Origin of the sequence: Micromonospora sediminicola (assembly GCF_900089585.1) — a bacterium.
In the GTDB taxonomy this organism is placed as follows: Bacteria; Actinomycetota; Actinomycetes; order Mycobacteriales; family Micromonosporaceae; genus Micromonospora; species Micromonospora sediminicola.
On record NZ_FLRH01000003.1, the window covers coordinates 1957285 to 1970775 of the forward strand.

General features: G+C 72.4%; 10 protein-coding genes and 2 tRNA genes. 8 read left to right on the top strand and 4 right to left on the bottom strand.

Annotation, left to right across the window (positions count from 1 at the left end; genetic code table 11):
• The first annotated feature begins 70 nt into the window (after positions 1 to 70).
• The 3 genes from GA0070622_RS09825 to GA0070622_RS09835 all read left to right on the top strand — a co-directional run bounded on the left by GA0070622_RS09825 (position 71) and on the right by GA0070622_RS09835 (position 6223).
• Positions 71 to 2908, top strand: a complete 2838-nt coding sequence (locus GA0070622_RS09825; RefSeq protein WP_091572305.1) for an RICIN domain-containing protein — start codon at positions 71 to 73, stop codon at positions 2906 to 2908.
• Positions 2909 to 2928: 20 nt separating this feature from the next.
• Entirely contained in the window at positions 2929 to 5037 is a 2109-nt protein-coding gene (locus GA0070622_RS09830) for a ThuA domain-containing protein (RefSeq protein WP_091572309.1), read from the top strand.
• Positions 5038 to 5212: 175 nt separating this feature from the next.
• Positions 5213 to 6223 (top strand): sugar phosphate isomerase/epimerase family protein, encoded by a 1011-nt coding sequence (locus GA0070622_RS09835; RefSeq protein WP_091572313.1) that lies wholly within the window; start codon positions 5213 to 5215, stop codon positions 6221 to 6223.
• Positions 6224 to 6344: 121 nt separating this feature from the next.
• Here GA0070622_RS09835 and GA0070622_RS09840 read toward each other — a convergent pair whose 3' ends face one another.
• Together GA0070622_RS09840 and GA0070622_RS09845 are read right to left on the bottom strand one after the other, a co-directional pair.
• Entirely contained in the window at positions 6345 to 7529 is a 1185-nt protein-coding gene (locus GA0070622_RS09840) for an ROK family transcriptional regulator (protein ID WP_091572317.1), read from the bottom strand.
• Positions 7530 to 7656: 127 nt separating this feature from the next.
• Entirely contained in the window at positions 7657 to 8049 is a 393-nt protein-coding gene (locus GA0070622_RS09845) for a hypothetical protein (RefSeq protein ID WP_091572321.1), read from the bottom strand.
• A gap of 272 nt (positions 8050 to 8321) precedes the next feature.
• On the opposite strand from GA0070622_RS09845, the gene GA0070622_RS09850 reads away from it, so the two are divergent.
• The 5 genes from GA0070622_RS09850 (at position 8322) to GA0070622_RS09870 (ending at position 12458) form a co-directional block, all read left to right on the top strand.
• Positions 8322 to 8394, top strand: a tRNA-Asn gene (locus GA0070622_RS09850).
• Between the two features lie 169 nt (positions 8395 to 8563).
• Complete coding sequence (locus tag GA0070622_RS09855; RefSeq protein WP_091577097.1) at positions 8564 to 10699, top strand: MMPL family transporter; 2136 nt, start codon at positions 8564 to 8566, stop codon at positions 10697 to 10699.
• Positions 10692 to 11924 carry an FAD-dependent oxidoreductase gene (locus GA0070622_RS09860; protein WP_091572324.1) on the top strand — a complete coding sequence of 411 codons (1233 nt, stop codon included), beginning with the start codon at positions 10692 to 10694 and terminating at the stop codon, positions 11922 to 11924. The genes GA0070622_RS09855 and GA0070622_RS09860 overlap by 8 nt, the downstream gene beginning before the upstream one ends.
• A 120-nt stretch (positions 11925 to 12044) precedes the next feature.
• Positions 12045 to 12121: transfer RNA gene (locus GA0070622_RS09865), tRNA-Ile, on the top strand.
• 97 nt (positions 12122 to 12218) lie between these two features.
• Positions 12219 to 12458, top strand: coding sequence for a hypothetical protein (locus GA0070622_RS09870; RefSeq protein WP_091572327.1), 240 nt, complete (start codon positions 12219 to 12221; stop codon positions 12456 to 12458).
• Between the two features lie 142 nt (positions 12459 to 12600).
• On the opposite strand, the gene GA0070622_RS09875 is transcribed toward GA0070622_RS09870, so the two are convergent.
• A complete protein-coding gene (locus GA0070622_RS09875; protein WP_141684541.1) occupies positions 12601 to 13107 on the bottom strand; it encodes a hypothetical protein in 507 nt (168 codons plus the stop codon).
• A 16-nt stretch (positions 13108 to 13123) separates the two neighbouring features.
• Positions 13124 to 13456: a hypothetical protein gene (locus GA0070622_RS09880; protein WP_091572334.1), complete on the bottom strand. Its 333-nt coding sequence runs from the start codon at positions 13454 to 13456 to the stop codon at positions 13124 to 13126.
• Positions 13457 to 13491 lie beyond the last annotated feature (35 nt).

The window sequence follows — 13491 nt, forward strand, 5'->3', positions numbered from 1 at the left end:
CCCCCCACCCGGCATCCGGCGCGACGCGCGCCCGGTCCTGGCTGCGCGCGTCAGGAAGGGACAGCACAGCATGTCCAGCCACCCCCACCACCCCCCAGCCCGACGACGACTCGCCGCCGGATCGGCGCTGCTGCTCGCGGCGGCCGCCGGCGCGGTCACCCTGGCCGCGGCGCCCGTCCCGGCGTCCGCCCACCCCATCTCGGCGAGCGACTTCCAGCAGGTCGAACTCGCCCGCGGCGTCGCCGAGACCGGCGAGCCGATGTCCCTCGCGGTGCTGCCCGACCGGTCGGTGCTGCACACCGCCCGCAACGGCACGCTGCGCCGCACCGACGCGGCCGGCGCCACCACGGTCATCGGCACCCTGCCCGTGTACACCCACGACGAGGAGGGGTTGCAGGGCGTCGGCGTCGACCCCGGCTTCACCACCAACCGGCACATCTACCTCTACTACGCGCCGCCGCTGTCCACCCCGGCCGGGGACGCGCCGGCCACCGGCACCGACTTCTCCGCCTGGCAGGGCGTCAACCGGCTCTCCCGGTTCACGCTCAACGCCGACTTCACGCTCAACCAGGCCAGCAAGGTCGACGTGCTCGACGTGCCGGCCGACCGGGGGCTGTGCTGCCACGTCGGCGGCGACATCGACTTCGACGCCGCCGGCAACCTCTACCTGTCCACCGGCGACGACACCAACCCGTTCGACTCCGCCGGCTACGCCCCGATCGACGAGCGCACCAACCGCAACCCCGGGTACGACGCGCAGCGCAGCGCCGGCAACACCAACGACCTGCGCGGCAAGATCCTGCGGATCAAGGTGAACGCCAACGGCACCTACTCGATCCCGAGCGGCAACCTGTTCGCGCCCGGCACCGCGAAGACCCGCCCGGAGATCTACGCGATGGGCTTCCGCAACCCGTTCCGGATGAGCGTCGACAAGGCCACCGGCATCGTCTACGTCGGCGACTACGGCCCGGACGCCGGCACCACCTCGGCCCGCGGCCCGTCCGGGCAGGTCGAGTTCGACCGGGTCACCGGGCCGGGCAACTACGGCTGGCCCTACTGCACCGGCACCAACACGGCGACCGAGACGTACGCCGAGTGGGACTTCGCCACCGGGACCGCCGGGGCGAAGTTCACCTGCACCGGTGGCCCGACGAACAACTCGTTCCGCAACACCGGCCTGACCACGCTGCCGGCCGCGAAGCCGGCGTGGATCCGCTACGCCGGTGACGCCGGCAGCCCGCCCGAGTTCGGCGGCGGCTCCGAGTCGCCGATGGGCGGCCCGGTCTACCGGTACGACGCGGCCAACCCGTCCACCACCAAGTTCCCGCAGTCCTTCGACGGGCAGTTCTTCGCCACCGAGTTCGGCCGGGGCTGGATCAAGCCGATCCACCTCAACGCCGACGGCTCACCCGGCACCATCGACGCGTTTCCGTGGACCGGCAAGCAGGTGATGGACTCCGCGTTCGGCCCGGACGGCTCCTACTACGTGCTCGACTACGGCACCGGCTACTTCAACGGCGACGCCAACTCGGCGCTGTACCGCTTCGACTACCTGGGCGGGGCCAACCGCGCCCCGGTGGCCCGGGCCGCCGCCGACCGGACCTCCGGCGCCGCCCCGTTGGCCGTCGCGTTCTCCTCGGCCGGCTCGTCCGACCCGGAGGGCGGCGCGCTGACGTACGCCTGGACGTTCGGTGACGGCGGCACCTCGACCGCGGCCAACCCGTCGCACACCTACACCGCGAACGGGCGCTACACCGCCACGCTGACCGTCCGCGACCCGCAGGGCGCCACCGGCACCGCCAGCGTGACGATCACCGTGGGCAACACCGCGCCGACGGTGGTCATCGAGACACCCGGCAACGGCAAGCTCTTCTCCTTCGGCGACACGGTGCCGTTCCGGATCACCGTCACCGACCCGGAGGACGCCACCATCGACTGCACCAAGGTCAAGATGACCTACGTGCTCGGCCACGACCAGCACGGCCACCAGATCACCTCGGCGACCGGCTGCACCGGCTCGATCGCCATCCCGGTCGACGGCGAGCACGACGACGCGGCGAACATCTTCGCCATCTTCGACGCCGAGTACACCGACTCCGGCGGCCTCACCACCCACACCCAGCACACGCTCCAGCCCCGGCACCGGCAGGCCGAGCACTTCAAGACCGCGTCCGGGATCAACACGTTCGACAAGGGCACCGCCGAGGGCGGCAAGACCGTCGGCGACATCCACAACGGCGACTGGATCGCGTTCCAGCCGTACCAGCTCGCGGACGCCACCGGGTTCACCGCCCGGGTCTCCTCGGCCGGTGTCGGCGGCACGCTCCAGGTGCGCGCCGGCTCGGCCACCGGCACCGTGCTCGGCTCGGCCACCGTCCCGGTCACCGGCGCCTGGGACTCGTTCACCACGGTGACCGGCACCATCACCAACCCGCCGGCCGGCACCACCACGCTCTATCTCACGTTCGCCGGCGGCGCCGGGGCGCTCTACGACCTGGACGCGTTCACGTTCGCCACCTCGGCCGTCCGCACCGGCCCGGTGACGGGGCTGGCTGGCAAGTGCCTCGACGTCCGCAACGCCGCCACCGCCGACGGCACCCAGATCCAGCTCTACACCTGCAACGGCACGGCCGCGCAGTCGTGGACGGTGACGCCGAACTCGACGGTCAGGGCGTACGGCAAGTGCCTGGACGTGTCCGGTGGCGGCAGCGCGGACGGCACGAAGATCCAGTTGTGGACGTGCAACGGCACGGGCGCGCAGAACTGGTCGGCGCAGGCCGACGGGACGGTGCGCAACCCGCAGTCGGGCAAGTGTCTGGACGTGTCCGGCAACAACTCGGCCGACAGCACGCCGGTGCACCTGTGGACCTGCACCGCTGCCGCCAACCAGCGCTGGACCCTACCCTGAGGAATGGAAGGAGAACGCCGATGAGACTCCTCCGCACCGCGCTGGGGGCGGTGACCGCCGTGCTCGCCACCATCGCCTGCACGGCCCCCGCCACCCCGGCGAGCGCCGCCGACGCCCCCTACGACGTGCTGGTCTTCTCCAAGACCGCCGGCTTCCGGCACGACTCCATCGCGGTCGGCACGCAGACCGTCCGCGACCTCGGCGCGGCGAACAACTTCACCGTCACCGCGACCGAGGACGCCACCCAGTTCACCACCGCCAACCTGGCCCGCTTCGAGGCGGTGATCTTCCTCAACACCACCGGGGACGTGCTCAACGCGACCCAGCAGGCCGCGTTCGAGGCGTACATCTCCGGCGGCGGCGGATACGTCGGCGTGCACTCCGCCGCCGACACCGAGTACGACTGGCCGTTCTACGGCAACCTGGTCGGCGCCTGGTTCGCGTCCCACCCGGCGATCCAGCCGGCCACCGTCAGGGTGGAGGACCGGGCGCACGCCGCCACCGCGCACCTGCCGCAGCTGTGGAACCGCACCGACGAGTGGTACGACTACCGCACCAACGCGCGGTCCACCGCGCACGTGCTGGCCAGCCTCGACGAGTCCTCGTACTCCGGTGGCTCGATGGGCGGGGACCACCCGCACGCCTGGTGCAAGCCCTACAGCGGCGGCCGGTCCTTCTACACCGGCGGCGGGCACACCCAGGCGTCCTACGCCGAGTCGGCGTTCCGGGCCCACCTGCTCGGCGGCATCCGCTACGCCGCCGGGCGCACGAAGGCCGACTGCCGGCCGGAGACCGGCTACACCGCGCTCTACAACGGCGGCACCACCGGCTGGTCCCAGGCCGGGCCGGGCAGCTTCACCAACACCGACGCCACGCTCACCTCGGTCGGCGGCATGGGGCTCTACTGGTACAGCGCGAAGCAGTTCACCAACTACTCGCTCAAGCTGGACTGGCGGCTGGCCGGCGACGACAACTCCGGGGTCTTCGTCGGCTTCCCGCCGTCGAGCGACCCGAACTCGGCCGTGAACAACGGCTACGAGGTGCAGATCGACCCCACCGACGCGGCCGACCGGACCACCGGCGCGATCTACGGGTTCAAGTCCGCCGACCTGGCGGCCCGGGACGCGGCGCTCAACCCGGCGGGGGAGTGGAACACCTACGAGATCCTGGTCGAGGGCGAGCGCCTCCAGGTCTTCCTCAACGGCGTCCGGATCAACGACTTCACCAACACCGACCCGGTCCGGTCGCTCGCCGGGCACGTCGGCATCCAGAACCACGGCACCGGTGACGACGTGTCGTTCCGCAACATCCGGATCAAGGAGCTGGGCGGTACCCCGCCGCCCACCGGCAGCACCACCGTGCAGGCCGAGTCGTTCAGCGCGGCCAGCGGCGTCAGCGCGTTCACCAAGGCCGGCGCCAACGGCGGGCAGACCCTCGGGTACGTCGACCCGGGCGACTGGGCCGCGTACCAGGGGGTGGACCTGACCGGGGTGACGTCGCTGCGGGCCCGCGTGGTCTCCGGCGGTCCCGGCGGCACCATCGGAGTGCGCACGGGCTCGCCGACCGGCCCGGTGCTCGGCCAGGTGGCGGTGCCGAACACCGGCGGCTGGAGCACCTTCGCCGACGTCTCCACGACGTTGAGCGGGGTGCCGTCGGGCACGCAGACGGTCTACCTGACGTTCACCGGCAGCGGGTCCGGGCTGTTCGACGTCGACGACTTCACGCTGGTCCGCTCGACCGGCACCGGCGGCGTCGGCCCGGTGAAGGGCCTGGCCGGCAAGTGCCTGGACGTGCGGGGCGCGGCCACCGCGGACGGCACGCAGATCCAGCTCTACACGTGCAACTCCTCGGCGGCGCAGTCGTGGACGGTGACGCCGAACGGGCCGGTGAAGGCGCTCGGCAAGTGCCTGGACGTCTCCGGTGGCGGCAGCGCGGACGGCACGAAGATCCAGTTGTGGTCGTGCAACGGCACGGGCGCGCAGAACTGGTCGGCGCAGGCCGACGGGACGGTGCGTAACCCGCAGTCGGGCAAGTGTCTGGACGTGTCCGGCAACAACTCGGCCGACAGCACGCCGGTGCACCTGTGGACCTGCACCGGCGCCGCGAACCAGCGCTGGACCCTGCCCTGAGGTAGGCCATAGAGTGGGGACGGCGACCGTGAGGTGGCCGGTGGCCCGGCGGGAGGCGCAACCCTCCGGGCACAGACGCCCAGCGCGTCCACCGGTGCCGAGTCGTCGCCGTCCCCCGGTCACCCCTCGCCCCGGTCCGCAACGGAATCCCCCATCACGACAGGGGAGAAGGACAATGGCGCGACCCATCACGCTCTTCACCGGCCAGTGGGCCGATCTTCCGTTCGACGAGGTCTGCCGACTCGCCTCCGAGTGGGGCTACGACGGCCTGGAGATCGCCTGCTGGGGCGACCACTTCGAGGTCGACAGGGCGCTCGCCGACGACTCGTACGTCGAGCGCAAGCGGGCCACGCTGGCCAAGCACAACCTCCAGGTCTTCACCATCTCCAACCACCTGGTCGGGCAGGCCGTCTGCGACCACCCGATCGACGAGCGGCACCAGGACATCCTGCCGGCCCGGATCTGGGGCGACGGCGAGCCGGAGGGCGTGCGCCGCCGGGCCGCCGAGGAGATGAAGGACACCGCGCGGGCGGCGGCGAAGCTCGGCGTACGGACCGTCGTGGGCTTCACCGGCTCGTCGATCTGGCACACCCTGGCCATGTTCCCGCCGGTGCCGCCGGCCATGATCGAGCGCGGCTACCAGGACTTCGCCGACCGGTGGAACCCGATCCTGGACGTCTTCGACGAGGTGGGGGTGCGGTTCGCGCACGAGGTGCACCCCAGCGAGATCGCCTACGACTACTGGACCACCAAGCGCACGCTGGAGGCGATCGGTCACCGGCCGGCGTTCGGGCTCAACTGGGACCCGTCGCACTTCGTCTGGCAGGAGCTGGACCCGGTGAACTTCATCTTCGACTTCGCCGACCGGATCTACCACGTGGACTGCAAGGACGCGAAGGTCCGCACCGGGGACGGCCGGCGCGGCCGGCTCTCCTCCCACCTGCCCTGGGCCGACCTGCGGCGCGGTTGGGACTTCGTCTCCACCGGGCACGGCGACGTGCCGTGGGAGGACTGCTTCCGGGCGTTGAACGCGATCGGCTACGACGGCCCGATCTCGGTCGAGTGGGAGGACGCCGGCATGGACCGCCTGGTCGGCGCGCCGGAGGCGCTCCAGTTCGTCCGCCGCCTCGCCTTCGACGCCCCCTCCGCCGCCTTCGACGCCGCCTTCAGCAGCACCCGCGACTAACCTCCTCCCTCCCTCCCTCCCCTCCGGGCTCTCCGCGATCTTGCAGTTGCGGCCCTCCGAAAACGGGTTCATCCGACATCTCGGGGGCCGTAACTGCAAGATCGGCGGCGGAGAGAGGGGGTCAGCGGGCGGCGAAGGCCTGGTCGCTGACCAGGCGGGCCGCGCCGATCAGGGCGGCCCGGTCGTCCAGGTCGGACAGGACGATCGGCATGCTGCCGGTGGCCAGCGGGGTGGAGCGCCGGTAGACCACGCCCCGGATCTCGGCCAGCAGGACCGGTCCGATGCCGGGCGGCGTCCCTCCGATGATCACGATGGCCGGGTTGACGAAGCTCACCAGCCCGACCAGCACCTGCCCGAGGCGACGGGCGGCATCGCGGACCAGCGTCTGCGCCGCCGCGTCGCCCTCGGTCGCCGCCGCGGCCACGTCGGACACCGTCAGCGTGCCGGCCTCCGCGAGCCGGTCCGCCAGCGCCGTCGAGCGCCCCGCCCGCACGGCCGTCACCGCCTCGCGCACCAGGGCGGCGTCCCCGCAGTACGCCTCGACGCAACCGGTGTTGCCGCACCCGCAGAGCGGCCCGTCCTCGGTGAGCTGGAGGTGCCCGATGTCGCCGGCCCCGCTGGCCGCGCCCCGGTAGAGCGTCCCGCCGAGCACCAGCCCGCAGCCGACGGCGTCGCCGAGCTTGACGTAGAGGAAGTCGTCGAACGGTCGGCCGGTGCCGGCGTGCCGCTCGCCCAGAGCCATCGCGTTGGCGTCGTTGTCGACGTGCACCGGGCAGCCCAGTTCGGCGGCGAGCGTGTCGCGTACCGGGAAGCGGTGCCAGCCCGGCAGGGCCGGTGGGGAGACGGGGGTGCCGTCGCGGACGGCGACCGGCGCGGGCAGCGCGACCCCGACCCCGGTCAGCCGGGCCAGCCCGGCCTCGGCCCGCAGCTTGCCGAGCAGCTCGACCGCCCGGCCGACCACCGCCTCGGGACCGACCCGGACGTCGACCGGCTCGTCGTGCCGGGCCAGCAGGTTCAGCTCGCCGTCGGTGAGCGCGACCCGCAGCCGGCCGTCGCCGACGAGCACCGCGCCGAAGCGCACCTGCGCGCCGACCCGCAGCAGCGACGAGCGGCGGCCACCGCGGGACGCGGCCGGTCCGGCCGTCTCCACCAGGCCCAGCTCGGTCAGCCGGTCGACCTCGGCGGCGAACCGTGCCCGGGGCAGCCCCAGGACGTCGACCAGCTCGACCCGTGACCGCGGGCCGTCGTCGCGCAGCAGGCGCAGCAGGCGCGCCTGGTCCGCCGTCTCCGGTCCGACCATCGGCATGTGATCACCTCCCCACGGAGAATGTGCCACACCCGCGTCACGGCGGCGTGACGCGTGGGGAGGTGGCGTCCGGGCACACGGGAGCGGGCCGGTCACCCGAAGGTGGCCGGCCCGCTGTCCGCGTGCGTCAGAGCGTGTTGCCGGTGCTGGACGGCTTGGTGCTCGTGCCGGTCGTGGTCGACCCGGTGGCGCTGGTCGAGCCCGTGCCGTTGGCGCTGCTCCGGCTGCCGACGGCGGCCGGCGTGCCGGCGAACGGCTTGTCGGCCTCGGAGAGCCCCTGCTTGCCACCGTTGCCGGTGGCGAGCTTCTCGGCGATCTTGGTCTGTCCCAGCTTGTCCTTGCCCTCCGAGTAGAGCCGGGTGGCCTGGGCCTGCGCGACGCCGGCCGCCTCCTGGACGGTCGGGTGGTCGAGCACCTTGCGCCCGCGGACCACCAGCTCCTCGTACTTCTCCCGGCCGGCACGGGCGCCCAGGACGAAGCCCGCAGCCAGCCCGCCAAGGAACATGATCTTTCCGCGCATGGCGGCTCCTTTCGTACCTGACGCTCTGCCGATCCCCGCCGGTACCCGGCGGAAGCGACCCACTCGCGCCTACATCCTCTGTCGGTGCCTTAACTACCCATCCTGCTCCGCGCTCATACCTCCCTGTGCCGAGATGGCGATTTGTCCCGTAAACCGCCCTCGGTCCACCGGTCCGGCCGGGTCCGGTAACCCCCTGGCGCACTACCGGCGGATGTCCTGTACTCTTGTCCCCGTCGCACGGCGCGGAGAGATCCGGGCCGGACGGTGTTCGGTCCCCTGTAGCTCAATTGGCAGAGCAGCCGGCTGTTAACCGGCAGGTTATTGGTTCGAGTCCAATCGGGGGAGCTTCGCTCCACGTCACGCCCGTCGGCCCACGCCGGCGGGCGTTCTCCGTTTCCGGGCCCGGGTAGCCGCCCGATTTCCGCCCGCGCGCGACACGTCGGCCGGCAGGATGGTCGATGTCGACCTAGACTCCCGCTGCGTCGATTGTTGCGTCGATTCAAGGGTGGTGGAGATGGCCGCAGGACGCAGCCGCTGGACCGCGACGCTGGTCGCGGTGGCGGTGGTGCTCGGCTGGCTGGTGGTCGGTGGCATCGCCGGCCCCTACTCCGGGAAGCTCGGCGAGGTCGCCACCAACGACAACGCCTCCTTCCTCCCCGCCGACGCCGAGGCCACCCGGGCGCAGGACCTGGCCGCCGGCTTCGTCGACCGGGAGAGCACCCCCGCGCTGGTGGTCTACGAGCGCACCGGCGGCATCACCCCCGCCGACCAGCAGCGGATCCAGGCCGACGCGGCGCGCTTCGCCCAGGTGCCGGGCGTCATCGGTCCGCTGCCGCCGCCGATCGTCAGCCAGGACAAGCAGGCCGCCCAGGTGATCGTCCCGATCGACAGCGCCGAGGGCGAACAGATCCGCACCGTCGTCGACGAGCTGCGGAACATCGCCGGCCCGGACCGGGACGGGCTCACCGTCGACGTGGCCGGCCCGGCCGGCCTGCTCGGCGACCTGATCGAGGTGTTCAGCGCGATCGACGGGCCGCTGCTGCTCGTCACCCTGGTCGTGGTGCTGATCATCCTGCTGATCGTCTACCGCAGCCCGGTGCTCTGGATCTTTCCGTTGCTGGCCGCGGGGATGTCGTACTCGCTGGCCGCCGTCGTCGTCTACGTCCTGGCGGACAACGACGTGGTCAAACTCAACGGGCAGGCGCAGGGCATCCTCACCGTGCTCGTCTTCGGCGCCGGCACCGACTACGCGCTGCTGCTGATCGCCCGCTACCGCGAGGAACTGCACCGGCACGAGCGCCCCTGGGACGCCATGAAGGCCGCCTGGAAGGGCGCCGCCCCGGCCATCATCGCCTCCGGCGCCACCGTCATCGTCAGCCTGCTCTGCCTGCTGCTGTCCAGCCTGAACTCCAACCGGGCGCTCGGCCCGGTCAGCGCCGTCGGCATCGCCGCGACACTGCTCGTCATGCTCACGTTCCTGCCCGCCCTGCTGGTGCTCGGCGGGCGGTGGGCGTTCTGGCCCCGGCGACCCCGGCACGACGACGCGGACCCCCGCACCGAGCACGGCATCTGGGGACGGATCGCCGGCTTCGTGGCGCGCCGCGCGCGTACCGTCTGGGTCGTCACCGCCGTGGTGCTGGCCGCCCTCGCGATCGGGGTGACCCAGCTCGGCGCCACCACGCTCGGCCAGTCCCAGCTGTTCACCCAGCGCACCGACTCGGTGGCCGGCCAGGAGGTGATCGACAGGCACTTCCCGGCCGGCACCGGCAGCCCGGCCACCGTCTTCACCGCGCAGGCCGCCGCCCAGCGGGTCGCCCAGGTGGCGCAGGGCGTCAGGGGCGTCGCCTCGGTCGCGCCGCTCGGGCAGCGCGGCGAGAACGCCCCGCCCGAGGAGAACGCCCCCCCGAAGGTCGTCGACGGTCGGGTGCAGCTCAACGTCACGCTCGCCGACCCGCCGGACAGCAACGGCGCCGAACAGACCATCCGCGACCTGCGCGAGGCGGTCCACGCGGTGCCCGGCGCGGACGCCGTGGTCGGCGGCTTCACCGCGATCAACGTGGACACCGCCGACGCCTCCGTCCGCGACCGCAACGTGATCATCCCGGTGGTGCTGCTCGTCATCGCGGTCATCCTGGCGCTGCTGCTGCGCGCCCTGGTCGCCCCGGTGCTGCTGATCGCCACCGTGGTGCTGTCGTTCCTGGCCACGCTCGGCCTCTGCGCCCTGCTCTTCCGGTACGTCTTCGACTTCCCCGGCGTGGACCAGTCGTTCCCGCTGTTCGCGTTCGTCTTCCTGGTCGCGCTCGGCATCGACTACAACATCTTCCTGATGAGCCGGGTCCGCGAGGAGTCGGTCCGGCGCGGCACCCGGGCCGGCGTGCTGGCCGGCCTCGCGGTCACCGGCGGCGTCATCACCTCCGCCGGCATCGTGCTCGCCGCCACGTTCTCCGCGCTCGCCGTCCTCCCGCTGGTGGTGCTGGTCGAGCTGGGCGTGGCGGTCGCCGTCGGGGTGCTGCTGGACACCATCGTGGTCCGCTCGCTGCTGGTGCCCGCGCTCGCGTACGACATCGGGCCGAAGGTCTGGTGGCCGAGCCGATTGTCCCGCTCGCACCGCGAGGGCGACCGGGCCGGGGCGGGGGTGGACCGTGCCTGACACCGACGTGGTGATCGTCGGCGGCGGCCTGGCCGGTCTCGCCGCCGCCCGCCGGCTGCACCGCGCCGGCGTGCCCTGGCGGCTGCTGGAGAGCGCCGACCGTCTCGGCGGGCGGGTCGCCACCGACGAGGTCGACGGCTTCCTGCTGGACCGGGGATTCCAGGTGCTCAACACCGCCTACCCCCGGCTCGGCGGCCTCGTCGACCTGGACACGCTCAACCTGGGCTGGTTCACCTCCGGGGTGCTGGTACGCCGCGGCGACCGGCTGGAACGACTGGTCAACCCGCTGCGCGAGCCGACCGGCGCGCCCGGCGCGCTCACCGCCGGCGTCGGCTCGCTGCGCGACCGGCTGCGCCTGGCCGCGCTCGCCGCCGGCTGCGCCGGCCTCCCGGTCGGGCGGCTGCTCACCGCGCCCGAGACCAGCACCGAGGCGGCGCTGCGCCGGGCCGGCCTCTCCGACGCGATCATCGAGGAACTGCTCCGGCCGTTCCTCTCCGGCGTCCTGCTCGACCGCGAGCTGGCCACCTCCAGCCACGTCTTCGCGGTCATCCTGCGGTCCTTCGCCCGCGGCCGGCTCGGGCTGCCCGCGCGCGGGATGGGCGCGCTGCCCCACGCCGTCGCCGCCCCGCTGCCCGCCGAGCTGATCGCGCTGCGTACCCCGGTCACCGCTGTCGCGCCCGGCCGGGTCCGCACCGAGGCCGGTCAGATCACCTGCCGCGCCGTCGTGGTCGCCGCCGACCCGCCGGCGGCGGCCACGCTGCTGCCCACGATCAGTCGGGTACGCATGCACGCGTACACCACCTACTACCACCGCGCCGACACGCCGCCGCTGGACGAGCCGATCCTGCTGCTCGACGGCGACCGGCGGGAGATGATCGCCAACACGGTGGTGCTCAGCAACGCCGCACCCACCTACGCACCGGCCAACCAGCACCTGGTCGCCACGTCGGTGGTCGGCCCGCAGCCCCCGTCCGAGCGGGTGATCCGGACCGAGCTGGAACGCCTCTACGGCCGCTCCACCGCGGACTGGACCCACCTCACCACCGTCGCGGTGCCCGACGCGCTGCCGGCCGCCCCGCCGCCGCAGGGCCGACTGCGCAAACCGGTCGCGCTCGGCGACGGGCTCTACGTGGCCGGCGACCACCGGGACAGCCCGTCCATCCAGGGCGCACTGGCCAGCGGTTGGCGTACCGCCGGGGCGGTGCTGGAGGAGTTGCGGCGCTGAGCCGACGTGTCGCTGCGCGCTGTTATTCTCGCGTTGCCCATCGTGGGCGTCGCGATCGCGGCGTCGTCGGGGCGGTGGTGCCCGGAGATCGATCGGCGGGTTACGATCCGGCGCGGTGACGGGGCGGTAGCTCAGCCGGTTAGAGCAGGGGACTCATAATCCCTCGGTCGCGGGTTCGAACCCCGCCCGCCCCACCAGCCGCTTTCCCTTTTCAGTCATGCTGACGGTGACCCCAACCGATGCCTCCGGCGGAGATCTTCGACAGGGCTGTAGCTGAGGCAGAGGAGCGGTGGCGTGGCGGACGAGGCGTTCCCCAGCGATCTTTCCGGCCACTTCTGGGCAACGCTCGAACGTCGGCCCGAACTCGATCGATGGCGCTTCGAGATCCTCGACTATCAGAACAACGTCCTGCTCAGTGGCCTGGCCTGCAACGAGCGGCAGGCCGCGGCCATCGTCAACGCCTGGGACCAGGTGATCGCATCGTCGCCCGACGAGGAGGACCCCAGCATGGATCGGCCCGATGAGTCGGCATGATCGTGTGCCAATGGTCGAATTCCCCGCCCAGCGGGCTGCCCGACACCAGGGCCGTCCAACGACCCTGTGGGCTTCCGCCGCCCATCTTGACCAGGCGACCAGGCTGTGGCCCCCGAGGTGGGCCAGCAACTCCGCCGGGCGCTCACCCACTGCCGCATCCGACGGCTATGTCCAGCACCGACAGGCGTCCCGCCCGGAACGCCGTCACCTGCTCGGCGTTCAGCGGGTAGTACGACAGGGGTGGATCACTCGTCGTCCAGCGGTCGACGTGCACGAAACACCCGTGCCACTGACCGCGACCCACCGCCGCGACATCGATGGAGTCGGGGTTGCTCGGCGCGGCGCTGAGGACGAGCCCCGGCCCGGACACGCGGGCAAGGATGTCGTGGTCGGGAGGCCCGACGAAGATCGCGACCGCGGCGCGTTCGTCGGCGGGGGCCGAGCCGGGGTCGAGGTAGTGGTGGACCCGCTCGTATCCGCGCACGTCGACCTGGGACAGATACCGTTGAGCGGATGTCTGCGCCGGGCCCGTCAGCCTGAGCACGCTGAAGCAGCAAGCGGCAGCCGCGACGATCGACAGCAACCACAGGCGTCGGCGTCTCGACCACGCCGGAGCGCGCCGGTCAACGGCGTCAACGGATCCCGGCACGACGACACAATAGGCCTCACCGGCGATGTGGGCGGGCCGCTGGAGTTGAGTCGTCGGTGGAGCGGACATGCTTCCGCCACCGGCGGTGGCGCCGTGCGGCGACGACGACAGCCACCGCGACGAGAAGCGCGGTGGCGCCCTTCCAACCCCGCTCGAACGACGACCTGTCGTCGCCGAACGCCGCGTCACCGGCGGTCATGAGCCACAGCCCGACCCACGCCCACTGCCAGCCGTGCGGCCGGGAGAACCTGTCGGGTGGCTCGGATGTGGCGACGAACACCGCTGCTACGGCGCCGCCGACGACGATCAGCGGTATTCCGATGCGCCCGACGACGTCCCACAGCGACACGAGCCGATGATGGCATCCCGTCGGGACAGAACCGG